Genomic DNA, 20,290 nt, shown 5'->3' with positions numbered 1-20,290 from the left:
GTCAGGCCACCGCCGGCAGGGCGTGGCGTTCGTGCAGGAAGCGCAGCACCGCCTCGCGTGCCGAGAGAAAGCGCGGGTCGGAGGCGAGTGCCAGACGGTCGCGCGGCCGCGGCAGGTCGACCTCGAGGATTTCGCCGATCGTCGCATTCGGCCCGTTGGTCATCATCACGATACGGTCCGACAGCAGCACCGCCTCGTCCACGTCATGGGTGATCATCATCACCGTGGTGCCGAGCCGGGCATGGATGTCCATCACCTGGTCCTGCAGATGCGCCCGCGTCAGCGCGTCGAGCGCGCCGAAGGGTTCATCGAGCAGCAGTACCTTGGGGCGCATCGCCAGCGCACGGGCAATGCCGACGCGCTGCTTCATGCCGCCCGAGATCTCGTTCGGTCGCTTCTGCGCATGCGCTTCCATGCGCACCAGGGCGAGGTTCTCGCGCGTCCAGGCATCGCGCTCGGCACGCGACATGGAACGCCCGACGGTGCGGTCCACGGCGAGGCGCACATTCTCGTAGACCGTCAGCCAGGGCAGCAGGGAGTGGTTCTGGAACACCACGGCGCGGTCGGGGCCGGGTTCGGTGACCTCGCTGCCTTCCAGAACGACGCCGCCGAGCGTGGCCGGCAACAGCCCGGCCACCACGTTCAGCAGCGTCGATTTGCCGCAGCCGGAATGGCCGATGACGGCGACGTATTCGCCCTGCTTCATCTTCAGGTCGACGCCGTTCAGCACCGGCACCGCGCCGGCGCCGAAGCGGACCACGACGCGGGAGATGTCGAGGAATGCGCGTTCCATGGCCGGCCCCTTCACTGTGCGGAGGTGCCGCGGGTCACCGCGCGGCCGATCAGCGCCATCACGCGGTCGAGCACGAAGCCGACCACGCCGATATAGACCAGCGCCACGATGATGTCGGAGAGGTTGGAGGAGTTCCACGCGTCCCAGACGAAGAAGCCGATGCCCACGCCGCCGATCAGCATCTCGGCCGCGATGATGGCAAGCCAGGACAGCCCGACGCCGATGCGCAGGCCCGTGAAGATGTAGGGTGCTGCGGCGGGAACGACGATGCGCAGGAACCAGTCGAAGGGCGACAGGCGGATGACGCGCGCGACGTTGCGATAGTCCTGCGGCACGTTGCGCACGCCGACCGCGGTGTTGATGATGATCGGCCAGACCGCGGTGATGAAGATGACGAAGATCGCCGACGGCTGCGCTTCGCGGAAGGCAGCGAGCGACAGCGGCAGCCAGGCCAGCGGCGGCACCGTGCGCAGCACCTGGAACAGCGGATCGAGCGCGCGCATCGCGAAGCGCGAGGAGCCCACCAGCATCCCCAGCGCCACCCCGCCGATGGCCGACAGCGTGAAGCCGACGGCCACGCGCTGCAGGCTGGCGAACAGGTGCAGGCCAAGCCCCTTGTCGAGCCCGCCGCGGTCATAGAAGGGATCGACGATCAGGTCATGCGCATCGGTCCAGACGCGCGAGGGTGGCGGCAGGGAGGCATTCGGCCCACCCGCCGCCCATTCCCACAATGCGAGCAGCGCACCAATCAGCAGTGCCGGCGGGATGGTCACCGCCAGCACGTGCTGGACATGCGGACGCATGCGGTCGGTCAGCGTCGGCGGGCGACGCGGCGCGGCGGAAGCGGTGGAGAGCGTGGCCTCGGCGGCGACAGGCGGTGCGATGGCGTTCATCACGCCGCACCGAGCTTCTTGATGGCCAGGCTGTCGAGATAGGCGCGCGGGGTCTCGGGATCGAAGACCTTGCCGTCGAAGAAGGTCTCGCGCCCGCGCGACGTGCCCGATGGCAGCTCCGCATTCGGCACGCCGGCGCGCGCGGCCGCGGCGCGCCAGATGTCCTCGCGGTTCACCTCGCCGATCAGCTTGGCGGTGTCCGTGTCCTCCGGCAGGACGCCCCAGCGGATGTCCTCGGTCAGGAACCACAGGTCATGCGAGCGGAACGGGTAGGAGGCATGGTCGCGCCAGAACTTCATGGCGATGTTCGGGTCGGTCACGCGGCGCCCGTCGCCGAAGTCGATGATGCCCTGGATGCGGCCCTGGATGTCCGTCGGCGGCACGTTGAACCAGGCGCGGCGACCAAGGATCGCTGCGAGTTCGACATGGTTCGCCGGCGTGTCGCACCAGCGCGCAGCCTCGATCGCCGCGGCGGTCATCGCTTCCGTCGCATGGGGATGCTGCTGCACGAAGCTGGCACGCAGGCCGAAGGATTTCTCTGGATGGTCCTGCCACAATTGCCCCGTCACCAGCGCCGAGTAGCCGAGGTTCTGGTTGATCAGCTGGGCATTCCACGGTTCGCCGACGCAGAAGGCATCCATGGTGCCCACACGCATGTTGGCGACCATCTGCGGCGGCGGCACGACGATGGTCTGCACATCCTTGTCCGGGTCGATCCCGCCGGCAGCGAGCCAGTAGCGGATCCACAGGTCATGGGTGCCGCCGCGGAAGGTCATGGCGAACTTGCTCTCGCCGTTCAGCGCCGGGCGCAGCGCGGAGGCGTCGAGCCGCGCACCGAGCGCCTGGTGCTTCTTGGCCACCGAGATCGCCTGGCCGTTGGTGTTCAGCCGCGCGAGGATCGCCATCGGCACCGGTTGGCTGTTCTGCGTCACTCGCCCCGTGTGCATCAGGTAGGGCATGGGCGTGAGGATATGCGCGCCGTCGATGCCGCCACGCTCCCCGCCGAGCACCAGATTGTCGCGCGTCGCTCCCCAGGAGGCCTGCTTGGCGACCTCGACATCGGGCATGCCGTGCTTGGCGAAGAAGCCCTTCTCCTTGGCGATGATCAGCGGCGCGGCGTCCGTCAGAGCGATGTAGCCGAGCATAGCCTTGCGCACTTCCGGCGCGGTCGACCCCTGCGCGAAGGCACCGCGGGGCAGCGCGGCCCGCGCCGCGGCGAACAGGGCGGCGGCCCCGGCGATGGCGGTGCGGCGATGGATCGGGGTCTGGCTCATGCGTCGGACTCCAGTGGCGGTGCGATGAGGGGAGAGGGGGCGGCGCGGCCGATCGCCGGCCGGGGAGAGACGCGCTGCGCGGCGCGCTCCCAAAGGTCAGTGCACCAGGGTGCCAGCGCCTCGGCGTCGTCGGCCGCGGCATGGTTCCAGCGGCGCATGGCCGCGAGCCAGGCGGCTGCCTCCTCCCGCTGCGGGCAGGAGGCGGCGGCGAAGCGGATCGGCGCAGCGATGGGTTGCGATGCCGCGCCTGGTGGGCCGGCCACGCGGCCTTCCAGCACGGCGGCGATGGTCGAACGCGGCAATTCGGGGAAGGCGCGTTCCTGCAGGATGCGCGCGGCATCGCCGCGATTGGCCGGATCGTCGAGCCACAACGCGGCCTCGATCACCGCGGCGGTGACGGCGATGACGGCGTCCTCGTCACGCTCGGCGAGGCCCTCGGCGAAGGCGAAGACCTTCTCGGGGTGGTCGCGCCAGATGTCGGCGGTGGCGAGCGCGAAGCGACCGGCCCCGGTTGCCACGGCATGACTGCCCCAGGGTTCGCCCACGCAGAAGCCTTCGATCGCGCCGTCGGCAAGCGCGCGCGCCATGCGCGGCGGCGGCACCACGACGAGCCGGACATCGTGGTCGGGATCGAGCCCGCCCGCCGCCAGCCAGTGCCGCAATAGATAGTTGTGGGAGGAAAAGGGGAAGACCACGGCGATGGTCGGCGGGGGCAGGCCTTCCTCGGCACGGGCGTGCAGCGCCTCGGCGAAGCGGTGCGGGTCGAGCGGCGCCGCGAAGGGGCCGATGGCCTGGGCCAGCGCGGGGGAGAGGATGACCGTATTGCCGTTGCGCGCGAGCCCCGCCGTGACGGCCAGGCGGCGGCGCAACCCGCCCGCGCCGGCGGCGAGCGCGATGGCGAGCGGCCCGAGGATCTGCGCCGCATCCAGGGCACCGAAGGCGAGCTTGTCGCGCAACGCCGCCCAGCCGGCCTCGGCCGACAACGTCACCGCCACGCCGTGCCGCGCGAACAGGCCGAGCGCATCCGCCACGATCAGCGGAGCAGTGTCGGTCAACGGTACGAAGCCGATGCGAAAGGGGCGGTTGCTGGAGGGGGCCGGGCGGTCCACGTCGCGCGTCTCCGGGCGGGATGCGCTGCATCCCAGGGGGCGGGCCGCCGTTGGACCGCCAGGTCAACCGGAGAGGGTCACATCAGCCACGCCATTGCGGCCGAGGACGCGCTGAATGATGCAACGCACCATTCTTTTGCCCGAACGCCGGTCCGGGAAAAAGGGAAAAACAGCGCGATGAATGGGCAGAATTGCAAACTGACGCCGCAAAAGACGTGAAAACAGGCAGTGCGATCAATCTTCGAGCAATATCTGCTCCGCCAGCTTCACCATCTTCATCCCGCGATCCATCGACCAGCGGCGCATCAGCTTATAGGCCTCGGACTCCGACAGGCGGCGGCGCTGCATCAGGATGCCCTTGGCCCGTTCGATCACGGCACGGTCGGCCAGCGTCGCGCGGGCCTCGTCGCGTTCGGCGCGCAGCGCCTGGAAGGCACGGAAGCGGCGGATCGCCACTTCCAGGACCGGGCGGACGCGCGCCGGGGCGAGGCCTTCCACCACATAGGCGGCGACCCCGGCCTCAAGCGCGGCCTCGATCTGGTCGGCATCGCCGCGGCTGGCGAAGACCACCACCGGACGTGGTTCATCCCGGTTCAGCACGCGCATGCTTTCAAGCGCATCACGCGAAGGGTCGTCGAGGTCGCAGACGATGATGTCAGCCTGGCTTTCGCGCACCAGCCCGATCAGGTCGGCGGTGTCGGAGGACACGGCCACCACCTGGAAGCCGGCCGCTTCAAGCCCCGCCTGGACCTGGCTGGCGCGGTTGGCATCGGTGTCGACAAGCAGAACGCGCAGATGCGCCACTCCCGTTCCAGATCGGGCCGTGCTGCTGTTTCCCTTCGATGCTTATGCCCCGACTCACGGTGCGCTGAGAAGCGTGGCGTGTCCGCGCCCGATCGTTTCGGATGGCAATTCCCCGAACAGGCCCCGGTATTCGTGTGCGAAGCGGCCCAGGTGCCAGAATCCGTGATCCAGCGCCGCCATTTTCACATGCGAGACCGAGCCGGGCCCCGCCCGCAGCGCGGCCCGCGCCATATGGAGCCGGCGCAACCGCAGATAGCGATGCACCGACATGCCATGCACGGCGATGAAGGCATTGTGCAGCGTGCGCATCGGCACGCCGAGCAGGTGCTGCAGGTCCTCGGAATACAGCGCTTCTCCCATGCGGGCGGCGAGCAGTTCCTCGGCGCGGGCGACCAGTGCCACGCGACGCTGCACCGCGCGGAAGGCGGTATCGGACTCGGCTGGGTCGGTGATCGCTGCCACGCTGGCACGCAATGCGTCCTCCGCCATGGCCTTGCGCACTGCCGGCAGGGCGAATCGCATCGGATCCCTTTCCGCCAGGGCAGCGGCTTCCCGCGCGAAGGCGGCGAGCCGCTGATGTGCGCCGTCACGCCGTCGGAGCAGGAATTCCTCCCGGGCCGGTAGGGCATTGTCGGGGATGTCGGCCTGCAGGGCATCGGCACGGAAACTGAAGGCCGCCCAGCGTACGGGTGCGAGGACGCGTGCGAAGAGCGCGGCGCCGGATCCCAGATGAACGACGTCATGCTCGGCGACCCGGATGCCGTTCATGTGCGTGCATCCTGCCGCAAGCTCCAGGCCCAGCAGCAGCATGGATCGGTCTGCCGCGACCTGGCCGCGGGAGATGTGCGCATGGTCCGAAGCGACCTGCAGGCGGACTGGCCCCAGGTCTATGGCTGTCAGCGTCGCGGTGAAGGCGCCGGGTGCGAGGCGCAGGTATTCGACCTGCGCGTCGCGCAGCGCGGTGGCGAGGATCTCGGGATCGGCAATCGAGGCCACCTGGACCGGTGGAGGAGCATCATGCCCGTCCAATGGCTCGCACTCCCTGTCGTTGCGTCGAGGCGGGGCACCCCTGCGACGGCGACCTTCGGCTCGCGGACATTCCGCCGTGCGGTCGGCGTGACGGCCTGGCCGCATCCCCGTGCGCAATCCGGGCCGCAACGGTATTCTGGTGACGAGCCAGGTCCCGAATCCGGCACGACGATGCTGTTCTACCGACTGACCCGTGGACGAGCCAAGGGCGGATCGATTCATCCACCCGCCGGCCGGTCCTGAATTGAGGATGCCGCCATGAACTCCGACCGCACCCGCATGCCGCGTCGACTCGCGCTGTTCGCGCCATTCCTGCTTGGTGCCTGCGCCGGTGCCGGGGCAGGCGTCGATCTGCCGCAGACGCCGCCACCGCCCGATGCCGTGCTTTCGCCCGGGCTGTACGCCATCGGACCGGGCACGCCGGTGGACGGGACGCTGCGGATGACGCTGCAGCGCGGCGCGGGAACGGCACGGGGGGTGCTGCAGACCAATGCGCAGACCTTCCGCTTCACCATCAGCGGCCTGTCCGTGCAGGACGGCGCGCCCGCCCGCGCCACGGTGACCGGGCGCGTTTTCGGGTTGCAGCGCACCAGCGATTTCGCCGGGACCTATCGGGATGTCGGCGGCGTGGCCTCCGACCTCGGGGCCGCTCTGCGCCTGGGCAACGATAATCTGGTGCTGATCGAACTGCGCTCGGCGCCACCGGGCCTTGCCCTCGGCGTGCCGCCCGCGGGTGCGACGGTGACGCTGATGCCGTGAGGCGCCGTCCCGTCGCATGGGATGGGTGCGAAGGGCAATGAGCATCCGGGATGAATGACATCGAGCCGGTCGTCGAATTCGCCAGCTGGGGCCGATCCTGGGCGGTGGGGGCGCCGCTCATCGTGCTGACGGTCGTGGTGCATGTGCTCGGCCTGGGTCTGATCCGGTCGATGTTCCATCAGGCCTTCCGGCAGCGTCGCCGGCTGATTCACGGCGACGTGGCGCATTTCGCCCTGGTGATGAGCGTGACGGTATCGCTGGTGACCGTGCTGCATGTGCTGCAGGCGACGCTGTGGGCGGCGGCCTTCCTGCTCACCGGGGCGATGCCGACGGCGCACCGGGCGATGCTCTATTCCATCAGCGCGATGACGACCTATGGCCACGCCACGCTGTATCTGGATCCGCACTGGCAGATGCTTGGTGCGCTGGAGGCCTTGAACGGCGCCATCATGCTCGGGCTGTCGACCGCCTTCCTGTATGCGATGATCCAGCAGGCCTGGCCCGGCAAGTAGGAACAGGGCCATGCCTTTCCGGCGCAGCCCTGTCTGTCGGATCCCAACCGGGATCCTGCCGATCGCGTCGGCCGCCGTCAGTTGTTGTAGTAGTTGTTCACCACCGTCGGCGGCTGACCGTAATTGTAGACGGTGGTCGCGGCCGGCGGCGGGCGGTTGGCGGAGGCCGCGGCAGCGCCCACCGCGGCGCCGGCCACGCCACCGACGATCGCCCCGGCCGCAAAGCCGCCCTCGGGGTGGTAGGCAGGCGCCACCACCACCGGCGGGCGGTAATAGCTGTGATAGTCACCGCCCCAGCCATGATAGCCATAGGCGGGATGGGCGCCGTAGGCGCCGGTGCCGCCGGCATGCCAGTGGTTGCCCCAGGCGGTGGTGCCGCCGGCATGCCAGTAGACGTTCTGCACGCCGAGGTTCGTGGCGCGCGTGGCGGCACGCAGCGCGCCGGAGGCGTCGACCGGCGCGGCGCCGACCGGCAATGCCGCCAGCCCGGCCATGGCCGTCAGAAGCAGGTATTTCCGCATCGTCCGATCCCTTCCGTCAGCGGTTGAGGTTGTGGTCCTGCACCAGCTTGCGCCAGTCGGCCAGGCTGCGCTCGCAGAACTGCCGGTCCACTTCGTGCGAGGTGCCGGCGCCGAAGGCGGTGGCGAAGCGGAAGGCCGCGTTGGCCCCCATCTCGGCAATCAGGATGCTGTTGAACAGCAGGACGCCGCGCTGCGCTGCCGGCTTCTCGGCGTCCGGCAGGCACTGGATCGCGTGGCCTGCCATGAGGCCGAGGTTGGTCAGGCCACGATCGAGGCCCTCGACCGTGACGGCCGGTGGCGTCTGGGCTGCGGCGGAGGTCGCGAGTCCAACCGCGAGAAGGGCTGGTGCCAGAAAGCGCATGCGTGCGTGTCCTCAGGATTGCGTCAGGGTGGGCAGCCTAGACCGACTACCCGCCCGGATCGATCCGGTATCGTGTGACGCGATCCGTCAACACGGGTTCAACGTCGCAGCGGCGTGGCCGGTTGATTGGCGGGTGCGACGCCGGGCGCCGGCCGTTCCGCATCGCGGACTTGTCGGGCGAGTTCGCCATCCACTGCGTCATCACTTCCAGCGAAACCGCGCTGTTGCCGAGATCGAGGGCGATGCGCCCGATCCGCCCGGTGAAGGCGAAGGGCATCTGGTCGTCGCGATCATCCACCGGCGTGCCGGTGTCCTGTCCGAGTTCGGAGGTCTCATTCCACGCAAAAGTGAGCTTGGGGGAAACTTTGTCCATTTCCGGCAAGCCGCGGACCGGCCGCTGTCAGAAACCGTAGAGCTGCGCCGGGTTGTCCACCAGCACGCGCCGGCGATCCGCATCCCCCGGCACCCAGGCGCCGAGCAGGTCGAACAGCGCACCGTCCTCGGGCATCCAGGCCGACATCGACGGATGCGGCCAGTCGGTGCCCCACAGGCAGTGGTCGGGCGCCGTGGCGAACAGCGCGCGGGCGAAGGGCGCGACATCGGCGAAGGGTGGCCCGGCCGAGGAAATGCGATAGCCGCACAGCTTCACCCAGGCCCGCCCGCTCCCCAGCAGCCGCAGCAGCGCCTGGAAGCCCGGCGCATCCACGCCATCCTCCGTGCGCACGCCGCCCATGTGGTCGATCACCACCTCGACCGGCAGGGTCGGCAGGCGCGGCGCGATCTCGGTCAGCACGTCGCCAGAGACATAGAGCTGGAGATGCCAGCCGAGCGGTGCGATGCGCCGCGCCATCGTCTCCAGCGCCTCGACCGGGGATCCATTGCCGCTGACCAGGTTGAAGCGCAGCGCGCGGGTGCCGCCTGCGTGCAGCGCGCGCAGCGCCGCATCATCGATGTCCCGATCGACCACGGCGACCACGCGTGCGCGGTCGAGCCCGAACTGTGCCGCCGCATCCAGCGAGCAACGATTGTCGGTGCCATAGACCGAAGGCTGCACGATCACCATGCGCTCGATCCCCAGCGCGTCCGCGACACGCCTGTAGGCCGGAATGGGCGCTGCCTGCGGGTCGTAGTGTCTCCGCGGATCGAGCGGGAAACGGTCGTAGGGTCCGAATATGTGGAAATGGCAATCGCAGGACAGCGGCGGCGCGCGCCAGGACGGCGCCGGCACGCGGTCGAGCGGCGGCAGGCAGGGCCGCATCACGCGGCCCCGGCCAGTTCGCGCCGCACGATGGCCGCGCCATCCACCATGGCGCGCATCTTCCCGTCGGCGACCGCGCGCGGCAGGTACTTCATGCCGCAATCAGGCGCGACGATGACGCGGGACGGGTCGATGTTCGGCAAGGCCTTGCGGATGCGCGCGGCGACTGTCTCCGGTGTCTCGATTGCCTGGTTCAGCAGGTCGATCACGCCAAGGATGATGGTCTGGTCCGGCAGCTGATTCAGAACGGTTGTGTCGAGGTTGGATTGCGCCGTTTCGATCGAGATCTGCCGCACCTTGCAGCGGCACAATTCGGGCAGGAAGGAATAGCCGTTGGGCCGTTCATGGATGATGGCGGCATAGCCGAAGCAGATGTGCAGCGCGGTCATGCCGTCGATGCCATCGAGCGCGCGGTTCACGGCCTCCATGCCATAGGCGCGCGCCTTGTCCGGACGTGCCTGCAGGTAGGGTTCGTCGATCTGCACGATGTCGGCGCCGGCGGCGAAAAGGTCCCGGATTTCCTCGTTGACGGCGGCGGCGTAGTCCAACGCCATCTCGGCCTCGTCCTCGTAGAAATCGTTCTGCGCCTGCTGCGCCATGGTGAAGGGGCCGGGCACGGTGATCTTGATCATCCGGTCGGTATTGGCGCGCAGGAACTGCACGTCGCGCGCTTCGACCGCGTGGCGGCGGCGGATGCGACCCACCACGCGTGGTACCGGATTCGGGTGCCCGCTGCGGTCGAGTGCCTCGCCGGGATTGTCGATGTCGACGCCGTCGAGCGCGGTGGCGAAGCGGTTGGAGTAGCTCTCGCGCCGCATCTCCCCGTCGGTGATGATGTCGAGGCCCGCGGCCTCCTGCGCGCGGATCGCCAGCAGTGTCGCGTCGTCCTGCGCCTGGTCGAGGAATTCGGGCGCCACGCGCCACAATTCGCGCGCCCGCACCCGAGGCGGAAATCGCCCGGCGAGGCGCTGGCGGTCAATCAGCCAATCGGGTTGCGGATAGGAACCGACGAGCGAGGTCGGCAGCAGCGTGTGTGTCATGAACGGATCCTCCGTAGTGAACGCTAGCCGTGGCCAGGGCACCCCACCAGGGGCGGGGATTTGGCGCGGTGCGGTTCGGTGGCACACTCATCAGCAAACGAACCAGGGAGGAATACGAATGACGATGCTGACCCGCCGTGCCGCCGGTCTTGCCGCGGCTGCCACCGCGTCTGCCGGGCTTCTGCCGGCCGTCACCGCTGCGCAACCCGCGGCCGCGCCGCCGCAGGCGGCAGGCTTCCACCGGTTCCGGGTGGGCAGCTTCACCGTCACCATCGTCAATGACGGCTTCGCCCGTCGCGCGGTCGAAGGCCTGGTGCGCAATGCGCCGATCGACGACGTGCGCGCCGTGCTCGCCGAATCCTTCCTGCCGACCGACCACTACATCGGTCCCTACAACGTCACCTTCGTCGATACCGGCCGCCAGCTGGTGATGTTTGACGCCGGCACCGGCGGGCAGATGACGCCGACCGCTGGCCGGCTTGGCGCGAACATGGCGGCCGCGGGGCTCGACCCCGCGCGCGTCGGGCTGATCGTCATCACCCATTGCCACCAGGACCACATCCATGGCCTGACGACGGCCGATGGCGCGGCTGTCTTCCCCAATGCCGAGATCGCCCTGTCCGAGGCCGAATACGCCTGGTGGGCCGATGCCGCGAACGAATCGCGCAGCCCCGAGGGGCAGCGCGTCAACTTCGCGAACTTCGCCCGTCGCTTCGCACCGTATCAGGGTCGCATCCGCCGCTTCGCACCGGATGGCGAAATCGCGCCCGGCATGCGCGCCATCGCCGCCCATGGCCACAGCCCGGGCCACACGGTGGTGCAGGTCGCCGATGGCAGCGACCAGTTCCTGATGCTCGCCGACATCACCCACCGGCCGGAGCTGTTCGCCCGGCGGCCCGACTACGTCTCGATATTCGACTTCGACGGGCAGGCGGCGGCGGCATCGCGCCGGCGTGTCCTCGACCGTGCCGCGACGGACCGCTTGCGCGTCACCGGCTATCACTTCCCGTTCCCGTCCAATGGCTTCATCGCTCGGGACGGCAATGCCTTCCGCTTCGTCCCGGCCGATTGGAACGCCTGACAGCCTGGCGCGGGGCAGGCTTCCGCCGCCCCGCGCGCAATGCAAACATCGCCGCAAGCAAGCCCCAGGGGATGGAACGATGGCGGTGCAGGAAGCGGACTACGTGATCCTTGGCGGCGGCTCCGCTGGCTGCGTCATGGCCGGGCGGCTGTCGGAGGATCCGGCATCGCAGGTCACGCTGCTCGAAGCCGGCCCGTGGGATCGCAATCCCTGGATCCACATCCCGATGGGCTTCGCCCGGCTGTACGTGACCCGGAAATTCGACTGGAACTACCAGACCGAGGCGGAGCCGGAACTCGGCGGACGCAGCCTCTACTGGCCGCGCGGGCGGGTCATCGGCGGATCGGGCAGCGTGAACGGCCTTGTCTTCCTGCGTGGTTCGCCGCGCGACTACGACCGCTGGTCGCAATCGGGCGCGCGCGGCTGGTCCTATGACGATTGCCTGCCGGCCTTCCGCAAGATGGAGACCTTCGCCGGGCCGGACAGCGAATTCCGCGGCAAGGATGGCCCCGTCCAGGTCGGCGAAGTGCCGGAGCCATCGGAGGGCTGCCGAGCCTTCGTCGAGGCGTGCACGCGGCTTGGCTTCGAGCGCAACGCGGACAACAACGCCGACTGGTTCGAGGGCGTAGCGCCCAACCAGCTGAACGTGCATCGGGGTTGGCGCTGGTCGCCGGCGACCGCCTACCTCAAGCCCGCGCTGCATCGGCCGAACCTGCATGTGGAGGTCGAGCGCGTCGGCCAGCGCATCCTGTTCCGCGACGGCCGCGCCATCGGCGTCGTGGTTCGCGGCCCGGATGGCGAGGAGACCTGGCTGGCCCGCCGCGAAGTCATCGTCTGCGCCGGTGCGATCGAAAGCCCGAAGTTGCTGATGCTGTCGGGCATCGGCGACGGCGCGGCGCTGCAGGGCATGGGAATCCCGGTCACCGCCCATGCGCCGGAGGTGGGTAAGAACCTGCAGGACCATTTCATGGTCCGCTACGCCTTCCGCACCAAACCCTGCGGCACGCTGAACGAGATCATGGCGAATCCGGTTCGCGCGGCAGGCCTTGGCCTCGGCTGGTTCCTGCGCCGGAAGAACCAGATGGCGGTGGGGGCCTCGGAGGCGAGTCTGTTCGCCCGCGTGCTGCCGGGCTCCGAGGAGCCGGAAGTGCAGTTCCAGTTCGTCAATTTCAGCCTGGGCGACCAGTCGCGTGGTGCCAGCTCACTCGCCAAGCATCCCGGCTTCACCTTCAACTACTGTGTCTGCCGCCCGGACAGCCGGGGCGAGCTGACCCTCCGCGCGCCCAATGCGGAGATCAAGCCGGTGATCCGCCCGAACTACCTCACCGCGCCGTCGGACATCCGCATCATGTTGGAAAGCCACCGGCTCGGTCGGCGCATCGCCGAGACCGAACCCTTCGCCGGGCTGATCGACAGCGAGGAATTCCCGGGCGCCGGGACGCAGACCGACGACCAGGTGCTGGACTACATCCGCGCCAATGGCGCGACGGTCTATCACCCCTGCGGCACGAACCGGATGGGATCGGATGATCGTTCGGTGGTGGATCCGGAATTGCGGGTGCGCGGCGTGACCGGGCTGCGGGTGGTGGATGCCTCGGTGTTCCCGCTGGTGCCGTCGTCGAACATCCATCCAGCGGTGCTGATGCTGGCGGAGCGGGCGGCGGAGATGGTGCGGCGCGCCGCCTGAACCGGAGCCGCTCTCGTTCGCCTTGGCTCACGGCAGCGACTCTAGCCTTTTGTTTTTTCGGGCATCTTCAACCGACCAGGTGAGTCAACCTGATTGGGATCTGTTCTAGACGTCGGCGCTGGTCGTCATGCCCGCGCTGACCGGGGTCGGCAGCACCGCCTCCGTCAGCACTCGCCAGGTGCCGCCCATCAGCACCTCGCTCGGCCGGAAGCGGGCCTTGTAGGCCATCTTCCGGCTCTCCGGCACCCAATAGCCGAGATAGACGTAGGGCAGGCGCAGCGCCCGCGCGCGCTCGACCAGCCACAGCACGATGTAGGTGCCGATCGAGCGCTTATCCTCGCCCGGTTCATAGAAGGAATAGACGGCCGACAGCCCGTCCGACAGCCGGTCGGTCAGGCAGGCGCCGAGCAGCCTGTCGGTCTCGTCGCGCAGTTCCACGACGCTGGTGCTGATCGGCGTGTCCTCGACCATGGCGCGGTAGTCGTAGAAGCCCATCGCCGCCATGTCGCCATCGGCGTGACGGGCCTTCTGGTACCGGTTGAACAGCGCGAATTGTTCCGCCGTGGCGCGCGGCGGCATCTCGGCCGACACGATGTCGCCATTGGAGCGGGCTACGCGCCGCTGCGTCTTGTCGGGTTCGAAGGCTGCCGCGTCGATGCGGATCGGGATGCAGGCCTGGCAGCCCGGGCAGACCGGCGAATAGGCGATGTTGTGGCTGCGCCGGAAGCCGGCGCGCGACAGGCGGTCGTGCAGCGTCTCGGCATCCGTGCCGGACAGTTCCGTGACGACCTTGCGTTCGGTCCGCCCCGCCAGATAGGGGCAGGGGAGCGGCGCGGTGGTGTAGAAGAACTGCGGTCGGCGGGCAGAACGCTGATGCATCGATGGGTCCCTGGTGTCCTGCCCGCGAAGTTCGCCGCCTCGGCCACGAACGGAGTGGAAAAGCAGGCCACGCGCAACTGGCCTGAAACCGGAGCCGCCACCGCGGCGGGCTCTGGAATCAGACGATAGTGTCGGCGCGCCAGCGCCTGGAATCAACCACCAGGGCGCATCACGGCAGCAGCCGCAGCCGGCCTTCCGGCTCCCCCCGGATCGGCCCCAGGCGCAGCAGGGCTCCGTCGCGCCAGGCCGGCAGCAAGTCGGACCAATGGCGGCTCATCGGATGGCCGGATTGGCCGGTGGCGATCACCACCCAGGCGCCGGCCGGGTCCGCCAGGTCGAAGACGCCGCGAAAGCCCGCCCCGTGGATATTACCGAACAGCCCGTCCTGCTCGGCGCGCAGCCCGCCGCGATTGACCGTCTCCCCATCGCCGGCCGACGGCGTGGCGACCCTTGTCAGGCTGTCCAGGCCGGGGATGAAGCGAAACAGCGGGTGCTCGAAGCGTGCCTGGTGCGCCGCGGCCCAGCGCCAGTTGGATGGGTCCGGCCCATGGATCGGTGCGAGGTCCCTGACCGCGCGGGTCAACGCCTCCGACAGCAGCGGGCCGCAGCCGGCCTCGCCGCACCAGTCGCGGCCGCGCTCGGGCACGGTCAGCAGCCGGCGGAGGAATTCGGGGCTGGTGCGCCGGGCATCCTCCGGCACGCCGCCGTGCGCCAGCACGGCCTGGGCGAAACGGCCGATCATCGCATGGAAGATGAGCGGTTGCGGCCGTGGGCCCTCCATCTCTCCGCCCCAGGCAGCGAGCAGGTCGAAGGCCGCCCCGCCGGCACCGTCAGGGCGTGGTGCGGCGAGGATCGCCGGCAGCAGGTCGCGCGCGAACAGGGACACGGTATCGCCCTGCATGGCCGAGAAATCCGCGGCTTCCAGACGGGGGCGGGCGGCCAGCATCTCGCCGATCCGGCGGAACCGCCAATCGCCGAACCAGTCGCGGCCAAGGAAAGCCGCTTGGCCGGCCGGGGCGATGCGGTTGTTGGCATTCGCCAGCAGGTTGCTAGCCGGATTCTCGACATGGGGCAGCGCGTCGAACGGGATGAAGCCGTCCCAATCCGCCCGCCCATCCCATCCCGCCGCCGGCAGGCTGCCGTCGCCGGAGCGGCGGACCGGCACGCGTCCGGTCAGGAACAGTGCGATGCCGCCCTCGGCATCGGCGACCATCAGGTTCTGCGCGGGGCTGCTGATCAGCCGCGCCGCGTCCCGCGCAGCCCCGATGGTGCCCGCGGCGTTGAGGGCAAGCAGCCCGGCGGCCGCAGTGTCGCGCGGCGCCAGGTTCGCCATGGCGATAGCGAGCACGGTGCCGTCGCCGCGCCCCTGCGGGGCATCGAGGTCCGAGATCACGGGCCCGTGCCGCGTCTCCCGCACCGTCATCGTCACCGGATCGCCCCAGCGCACCCGGATCACCTCCTGACGCGCCGCGAAGGGCCGGGGGCCGTCCGGGGTCTGGTAGGCATCCGCACCGGCCAGGCGTTCGACGAAGACGTCCTGGGTGTCCGAATGGGTGGTGGTGAAGCCCCAGGCGAGGCGATCGTTCCGGCCGATCACTATGCCGGGCACGCCGGGCGCCGTGGCGCCGGCAAGCACGCGCCCGCCAGGCAATTCGATGCGCGCGAGGTACCACAGGATCGGCGCCGAATAGCCCAGATGCGGGTCGCTCGCGAGCAAGGGTGCGCCACCGGCCGCGCGCGGCCCGGTGACGGTCCATGCGTTGGATGCGATCTCGGGCAGCGGCGCGTCCAGCGGGAAGACCGGCAGCCGCCCGATCAGGCCATCGAGGCCGGCCAGCCGTGGTGCCGTCGTCGGCGCCGTGTCGGCCGCGGGGCGCGCCGCCGCTCCATTCGGGCGCAGCGGTTCGTCCGGCCGGCCGGGGGTGGTGTCGATCGGCCACAGGTCCTCGAGCCGGTCGGGCGGCAGGATGGCGCCGAGCCGCGCACGGTCCAATTCGGTCCGCCAGTTCCCCGACAGCCACAGCCCCATCACCTTGCCCCACAGTAGGCTGTCGACCGGCCGCCACGGTTCGGGGGCGCCGAGCAGGACGAATTCGGGTCCGGCGAAGCGGCCGCGCCGGGCGATCCAGGCATTCACCCCGGCGGCATAGGCTTCGAGTCCCCGCCGCGCCTCCGGCGGCAGGGCGGCGAGGTCGGCCTCGGCGCGCGACACCAGGCCCAGGATGCGCATGTAGCGATCCAACCGCAGGGCCGGCGCGCCGGTGATCTCGGCCAGTCGCCCGGCGGCGCCACGGCGCATCGCCTCCATCTGGAACATGCGGTCGCGCGCATGCAGCCAACCCAGCGCAGTCCAGGCATCCGTCTCGGTGACGGCGGTGACGTGGGGAATGCCGTAGCCGTCGAAGGCGACGTCGACCGGCGCCGTCAGGCCGGGCAGCACGAGCCGTTCGTCGCGGGACGGCAGCGTCCACCAGACGGCGCCGACCAGCAGCACCACGGCTATGAGGGCGAGGAGGAGGAGCCCCGCTACCGCGCGGCCCGACCAGCGCAGGATCAGGGACATGTCGGCACAATGGGTGCGCCGGGCGTCGAACGGAAGGCCGGGTCCCCGCTGCCGCACTCCGAAGTTGATGAGGCGGGGTGATTCCACCCGGCGACGATCTGCTCTAACCCCAGCGTCATGATGACGTCCCTGAGCGCCCGCCTCTTGCACGAGACCGGCAGCATCCGTGTCCATCACCGGCCGGGATCCACCGATTGGACCCTGGTTGTCTTCGGGCCCCGGCAGCCGCCCTTCGACGGCGATCGCTGGTGGGGATCGGCGCTGGGCCGGCGCGAAGGGCTCGACCTGATCGGCGTCAGCACGACCGCCTATGACTGGTATCCGCGCGACACCATGGCGGCGCTGCTGCCCGCGATCCGCGCCGCGGCGAAGCCTGCCATCGTTGCCTACGGGTTCAGCATGGGCGGCTATGCGGCGCTGAAATACGCCTCGGCGCTGGGTGCGCGCGGCGTGCTGGCGCTGTCGGCGCAGTATTCGATCGACCCGGCCGATGGCACCACGGGCGAACGCGGGATGACCTATTTCGATCCCGCCCTGCATCGCGACATGCGCATCACGCCCGGCGACTATCCGGACGGCGCGCTGCTGATGTGGGACCCGGAATCATCCGCGGACGACCGCCACGCCGCCGCCATCGCGCGGCTGCCCGGCATCCGCCCGGTCCGGCTGCGGCTGGCCGGCCACGCGACGGCGGCGATCTTCTCCGAAACCGGGCGCCTGGTGCCCGTGGCGGAGGCGCTGCTCGCGGGCCGGCATGACGAAGCGGTCGCCGGCGTCCGGGCGGCGCGGCGCGAAGCACCGACGGTCCTGGTCGCCGCCGCGGCGCTGCTCGAGGCGCATGGCCATCCGCGCTGGGCCGCCGAGGCACAGCGCCGTGCCGAGGCCGGTCCGATCAATGCGGCCCGTGCCGTCGAGGCGCGGGCACGCGCCTTCGCCCGTCTTGGCGACCCGATACAGGAGATCGCCGCCCTGCGTGCGTGGCAGGCCGCGATGCCGCGGGATTTCGAGCCGCGCCTGCGCCTGGTGGAGCGGTTGATGGCGCTGGGCCGGCCTGCGGAGGCGGCCGAGGCAGCGCGCGCATCCATCGCGGCGGGCATCTCCGATGAACGTCTGCAGGCTGCGGTGCAGGAGGCCGAAGCCGCCGCCCGCCCGGCACAGCCGGAGGCCGATGCCACCTCCGCGGCGGCGCCGGTGGAACGCGAGCCGCCACGCCTGCTGGGGGAAACCCGGAGCATCCGGCTTTGGCACTGGCCGGGCCAGGGGCCGGGCACCTTGGTGATCTTCACGCCGGTTGCGGCGGAACCCGCCGGGCCGGGCAATTGGTGGTCGCAGCGGCTGGCGGCTCGGCTCGGTTGGAACACCATCGCCTTCGCCGCGCATGAGCAGAGCTGGTATCCGGGAGGCGAGATGGCGACTCTGCTGCCGCTGGCCCTGGCAGCCATGCCGCCGGGGCCGCGCGTGGCCTACGGCCTTGGCATGGGGGGCTACGCGGCGCTGAAATTCGGCAGGGCGCTTGCCGCCGAGGCGGCCGTCGCGTTGTCCCCCGTCTATTCCATCGACCCGGCGGACATGCCGGACGACGTGCGCGCGCAACGCCGCTTCGATCCGCAGCGCAATGCGGGCATGGCGGTGCGGCCTGCCGACCTCAGCCTGCTGCCGATCGTAGTCTACGATCCCCTGATGCGGCAGGACGGTGCGCAGGCGCGCCGGCTGGCCGCGATGTACCGGGTGCGCGCGGTGCCGATCCGCCGGGGCGGGCAGGCGCTGGCGTCGATCCTCGGCGATTCGGGTCGGCTCGTGGCTCTGCTGCAGGCAGCGCTGCGGGGCGATGGGGACCGCGCCGTATCCATCGTGCGGGCGGCGAGGCTTGCCTCTCCCACACTGCGCGCGACGGTGGCGGCGGCGCTGGATGCGCGGGGCCATCCTCGCTGGGCGGCGGCGCTGCGCAAGCCGGCCGGTGCGTTGCCACCCAAGCCCGTCGCGGCGCCGAAGGCGGAGGTCGCCCGCCGCTTCTCCGTCCAGGCCCGCGCCCTGCGGCTGCAGCGCAAGCATGGCGCCGAGGCGGCGGTCTGTCGAAGCTGGATCGCGGCCGAGCCCGGGGCCCTCGAACCGCGCCTGAATCTGGCGCGCTGCCTGAACGTGCTGGGCCGGACGCAGGAGGGCGTGGCGACCCTGCTCGACGCGCTGCGCGCCGGGCTGCGCCACCGGCGGCTGAATGCCTCGCTGGTGCGGCTGCTGCTGCAATCGGACCCTGGCGCGCCGGCGCTGGCCGAGGCCGAGGCCGCCGTCGCCGCCCTGCCGTGCGACGCCGATACGCTGGCGCTGCGCGGCGAGATACATTTGCGGGCGAAGCGCCTGCCGGATGCCGAGGCCGCCTTCTTGGCGGCCGCAAGGGTCCAGCCGGACCACCTTGATGCGCGGCTTGGCCTGGTGCTCGCCGGGCCTGTGCCATCGGGGGAAGCGGCGGCGACCGGACCGCACCTCGCGACGCTGCTGGAGGTGCTGGGCGCCGGCCCGGCGCCTGAGGCGGACTGGCTGGCCGTCATCGACCGGCTCGCCGGCGCCGAGCATGCCGCGGCGGCGATGCATGTGGTGGCCGATGGCTTGCGCCGGTACCCGCGCCACCTCGGGCTGGCGCTCCGGCGCGGCCGCATCCTGCTTGGCACCGGCGACAAGGATGCGGCGATCGCCTGCTTCAGCGAGCTGACGCGCGCCATGCCGCAGGACGTGCAGGCGTGGTACGGCCTGACCGATGCGCTGGGCATGCTGCAACGCCATGCCGAAGGGCGCGACGCGGCGGCCCAGGCGGCTGCGCTGCACCCGGGCGATGCGGTGATCGCCATGCGCCATGCGGTCTTCCTGCTTGCGCTGGAGGAAGGCGCGATGGCCGAGCGCGAGGCACGGCGCGCCATCGAGCTCGCGCCGGCCATCGATGCCGGTCCCCTGGTGTTGATGGACGTGCTGCGCTGGCAGGAGCGGCGCGGCGATGCGATCCGCCTGGCGCGTTCAACCCTGGAGACCGCGGCCGGCTCGGTGCATGTCGCTGTCCGGCTCGGCCGCCTGCTGATGGAGGAACACGACCCCGGTGCCGCCGCCGAGGCCTTCGGACGCGCGACGGAGATGGACAATCCGCCGCGCGAGGCTTGGGTCGGGTTCGCCGAGGCGCTTGAAGCCGCGGGGCGTCCGGCCGAGGCGGAGGCGGCGGCCCGGCGCGGCCTCGCCGCCAGGCCGGAGGCGCGCGAGCTGCGCGGCATACTGGGCCACCTACTATTGAATCGCGGTGAGTCCGAGGAGGCGCGCGATGCGCTTGCCGAGGCGATCGACGAGGAGGCCGGGTCCCCGGTGGTGAGCCTGGCCATGGCCGATGCCTGGCTGCGGCAAGGGCGACGGCGCGAAGCGATGCAATTGCTGCTGGTGGCGGTGGATGCGGCGCCCGGCCATATCGAAGCCGAGCTGCGCCTGGGCCAGTTGCTGCTGGATGATGGGCGCTACAACGACGCGGCGCGGCTGTTCGCGAGGGTCTGCGAGGTGGCGCCGGACCTGCCTGCCGCCTGGGTCGGTCTGTCGGATGCGGAGCGGCTGTGCAAGCGGGTGAAACCGGCGCTGGAGGCCTATCGCCGCGCCGCCGCGGCCGGGGCCGATACCCAGGCGTTGCGCAACCTGCGTTACCGGCTGTTCGGGGAGTATGACGGGTAAGGCCTTGTCTGCGCAGCCGGGCGTTGCTGCC

18 protein-coding genes are annotated in these 20,290 nt (G+C 70.4%); 5 read left to right on the top strand and 13 right to left on the bottom strand.

What is annotated here, in order from left to right:
- Window position 1: 1 nt before the first annotated feature.
- The 6 genes from AAFN86_RS26680 to AAFN86_RS26655 all read right to left on the bottom strand — a co-directional run bounded on the left by AAFN86_RS26680 (window position 2) and on the right by AAFN86_RS26655 (window position 5,902).
- On the bottom strand, window positions 2-793 hold the full coding sequence (locus tag AAFN86_RS26680) for an ABC transporter ATP-binding protein (protein ID WP_347546658.1): 792 nt from the start codon (window positions 791-793) through the stop codon (window positions 2-4).
- Window positions 794-804: 11 nt separating this feature from the next.
- Window positions 805-1,686 carry a nitrate ABC transporter permease gene (gene ntrB / locus AAFN86_RS26675; protein ID WP_347546657.1) on the bottom strand — a complete coding sequence of 294 codons (882 nt, stop codon included), beginning with the start codon at window positions 1,684-1,686 and terminating at the stop codon, window positions 805-807.
- Window positions 1,686-2,960, bottom strand: a complete 1,275-nt coding sequence (locus AAFN86_RS26670) for a CmpA/NrtA family ABC transporter substrate-binding protein (RefSeq protein WP_347546656.1) — start codon at window positions 2,958-2,960, stop codon at window positions 1,686-1,688. Before AAFN86_RS26670 ends, ntrB begins: the two co-directional genes overlap by 1 nt.
- Entirely contained in the window at window positions 2,957-4,069 is a 1,113-nt protein-coding gene (locus AAFN86_RS26665; RefSeq protein WP_347546655.1) for a CmpA/NrtA family ABC transporter substrate-binding protein, read from the bottom strand. The genes AAFN86_RS26670 and AAFN86_RS26665 overlap by 4 nt, the downstream gene beginning before the upstream one ends.
- Window positions 4,070-4,303: 234 nt before the next feature.
- Complete coding sequence (locus AAFN86_RS26660; RefSeq protein ID WP_347546654.1) at window positions 4,304-4,873, bottom strand: ANTAR domain-containing protein; 570 nt, start codon at window positions 4,871-4,873, stop codon at window positions 4,304-4,306.
- 54 nt (window positions 4,874-4,927) lie between these two features.
- On the bottom strand, window positions 4,928-5,902 hold the full coding sequence (locus AAFN86_RS26655) for a helix-turn-helix domain-containing protein (RefSeq protein WP_347546653.1): 975 nt from the start codon (window positions 5,900-5,902) through the stop codon (window positions 4,928-4,930).
- A gap of 258 nt (window positions 5,903-6,160) precedes the next feature.
- Between AAFN86_RS26655 and AAFN86_RS26650 the strand changes: the two genes are divergently transcribed.
- Complete coding sequence (locus AAFN86_RS26650) at window positions 6,161-6,661, top strand: hypothetical protein (protein WP_347546652.1); 501 nt, start codon at window positions 6,161-6,163, stop codon at window positions 6,659-6,661.
- Between the two features lie 50 nt (window positions 6,662-6,711).
- The gene (locus AAFN86_RS26645) at window positions 6,712-7,173 is read left to right on the top strand and encodes a hypothetical protein (protein WP_347546651.1); all 462 of its coding nucleotides are present in this window, start codon (window positions 6,712-6,714) and stop codon (window positions 7,171-7,173) included.
- A gap of 77 nt (window positions 7,174-7,250) precedes the next feature.
- Here AAFN86_RS26645 and AAFN86_RS26640 read toward each other — a convergent pair whose 3' ends face one another.
- The 5 genes from AAFN86_RS26640 to AAFN86_RS26620 are packed head-to-tail and all read right to left on the bottom strand — an operon-like array spanning window position 7,251 to window position 10,353.
- Window positions 7,251-7,694, bottom strand: a complete 444-nt coding sequence (locus AAFN86_RS26640; RefSeq protein ID WP_347546650.1) for a hypothetical protein — start codon at window positions 7,692-7,694, stop codon at window positions 7,251-7,253.
- Window positions 7,695-7,710: 16 nt separating this feature from the next.
- Complete coding sequence (locus tag AAFN86_RS26635) at window positions 7,711-8,055, bottom strand: hypothetical protein (protein WP_347546649.1); 345 nt, start codon at window positions 8,053-8,055, stop codon at window positions 7,711-7,713.
- 46 nt (window positions 8,056-8,101) lie between these two features.
- Complete coding sequence (locus tag AAFN86_RS26630; protein ID WP_347546648.1) at window positions 8,102-8,428, bottom strand: hypothetical protein; 327 nt, start codon at window positions 8,426-8,428, stop codon at window positions 8,102-8,104.
- Between the two features lie 27 nt (window positions 8,429-8,455).
- Window positions 8,456-9,313 carry an amidohydrolase family protein gene (locus tag AAFN86_RS26625; RefSeq protein ID WP_347546669.1) on the bottom strand — a complete coding sequence of 286 codons (858 nt, stop codon included), beginning with the start codon at window positions 9,311-9,313 and terminating at the stop codon, window positions 8,456-8,458.
- Window positions 9,313-10,353, bottom strand: a complete 1,041-nt coding sequence (locus tag AAFN86_RS26620; protein WP_347546647.1) for a uroporphyrinogen decarboxylase family protein — start codon at window positions 10,351-10,353, stop codon at window positions 9,313-9,315. The genes AAFN86_RS26625 and AAFN86_RS26620 overlap by 1 nt, the downstream gene beginning before the upstream one ends.
- 118 nt (window positions 10,354-10,471) lie before the next feature.
- Between AAFN86_RS26620 and AAFN86_RS26615 the strand changes: the two genes are divergently transcribed.
- Complete coding sequence (locus AAFN86_RS26615) at window positions 10,472-11,434, top strand: MBL fold metallo-hydrolase (protein WP_347546646.1); 963 nt, start codon at window positions 10,472-10,474, stop codon at window positions 11,432-11,434.
- 79 nt (window positions 11,435-11,513) lie between these two features.
- Window positions 11,514-13,121 (top strand): GMC family oxidoreductase N-terminal domain-containing protein, encoded by a 1,608-nt coding sequence (locus tag AAFN86_RS26610; protein ID WP_347546645.1) that lies wholly within the window; start codon window positions 11,514-11,516, stop codon window positions 13,119-13,121.
- Window positions 13,122-13,226: 105 nt separating this feature from the next.
- Here the strand turns inward: AAFN86_RS26610 and AAFN86_RS26605 are convergent, their stop codons facing one another.
- Window positions 13,227-14,000 (bottom strand): arginyltransferase, encoded by a 774-nt coding sequence (locus AAFN86_RS26605; RefSeq protein ID WP_347546644.1) that lies wholly within the window; start codon window positions 13,998-14,000, stop codon window positions 13,227-13,229.
- A gap of 169 nt (window positions 14,001-14,169) precedes the next feature.
- Window positions 14,170-16,563 carry a penicillin acylase family protein gene (locus AAFN86_RS26600; RefSeq protein WP_347546643.1) on the bottom strand — a complete coding sequence of 798 codons (2,394 nt, stop codon included), beginning with the start codon at window positions 16,561-16,563 and terminating at the stop codon, window positions 14,170-14,172.
- A 144-nt stretch (window positions 16,564-16,707) separates the two neighbouring features.
- Here AAFN86_RS26600 and AAFN86_RS26595 point away from each other — a divergent pair, with 144 nt between their 5' ends.
- A complete protein-coding gene (locus tag AAFN86_RS26595) occupies window positions 16,708-20,259 on the top strand; it encodes a tetratricopeptide repeat protein (protein ID WP_347546642.1) in 3,552 nt (1,183 codons plus the stop codon).
- The last annotated feature ends 31 nt before the right edge of the window (window positions 20,260-20,290 follow it).

The organism is Roseomonas sp. CAU 1739 (assembly GCF_039839775.1).
Lineage (GTDB): Bacteria > Pseudomonadota > Alphaproteobacteria > Acetobacterales > Acetobacteraceae > Neoroseomonas.
The sequence above is the reverse complement of the archived record's forward strand: the minus strand, read 5'-3'. Positions and strand labels throughout refer to the sequence as shown.

What these genes read in the sequence shown, in the direction of transcription:
- AAFN86_RS26680 (WP_347546658.1), bottom strand. Translation starts at nt 793, where the DNA reads ATGGAACGCGCATTCCTCGACATCTCCCGCGTCGTGGTCCGCTTCGGC.
- ntrB (WP_347546657.1), bottom strand. Translation starts at nt 1,686, where the DNA reads ATGAACGCCATCGCACCGCCTGTCGCCGCCGAGGCCACGCTCTCCACC.
- AAFN86_RS26670 (WP_347546656.1), bottom strand. Translation starts at nt 2,960, where the DNA reads ATGAGCCAGACCCCGATCCATCGCCGCACCGCCATCGCCGGGGCCGCC.
- AAFN86_RS26650 (WP_347546652.1), top strand. Translation starts at nt 6,161, where the DNA reads ATGAACTCCGACCGCACCCGCATGCCGCGTCGACTCGCGCTGTTCGCG.
- AAFN86_RS26645 (WP_347546651.1), top strand. Translation starts at nt 6,712, where the DNA reads ATGAATGACATCGAGCCGGTCGTCGAATTCGCCAGCTGGGGCCGATCC.
- AAFN86_RS26640 (WP_347546650.1), bottom strand. Translation starts at nt 7,694, where the DNA reads ATGCGGAAATACCTGCTTCTGACGGCCATGGCCGGGCTGGCGGCATTG.
- AAFN86_RS26635 (WP_347546649.1), bottom strand. Translation starts at nt 8,055, where the DNA reads ATGCGCTTTCTGGCACCAGCCCTTCTCGCGGTTGGACTCGCGACCTCC.
- AAFN86_RS26630 (WP_347546648.1), bottom strand. Translation starts at nt 8,428, where the DNA reads ATGGACAAAGTTTCCCCCAAGCTCACTTTTGCGTGGAATGAGACCTCC.
- AAFN86_RS26625 (WP_347546669.1), bottom strand. Translation starts at nt 9,313, where the DNA reads ATGCGGCCCTGCCTGCCGCCGCTCGACCGCGTGCCGGCGCCGTCCTGG.
- AAFN86_RS26620 (WP_347546647.1), bottom strand. Translation starts at nt 10,353, where the DNA reads ATGACACACACGCTGCTGCCGACCTCGCTCGTCGGTTCCTATCCGCAA.
- AAFN86_RS26615 (WP_347546646.1), top strand. Translation starts at nt 10,472, where the DNA reads ATGACGATGCTGACCCGCCGTGCCGCCGGTCTTGCCGCGGCTGCCACC.
- AAFN86_RS26610 (WP_347546645.1), top strand. Translation starts at nt 11,514, where the DNA reads ATGGCGGTGCAGGAAGCGGACTACGTGATCCTTGGCGGCGGCTCCGCT.
- AAFN86_RS26605 (WP_347546644.1), bottom strand. Translation starts at nt 14,000, where the DNA reads ATGCATCAGCGTTCTGCCCGCCGACCGCAGTTCTTCTACACCACCGCG.
- AAFN86_RS26600 (WP_347546643.1), bottom strand. Translation starts at nt 16,563, where the DNA reads ATGTCCCTGATCCTGCGCTGGTCGGGCCGCGCGGTAGCGGGGCTCCTC.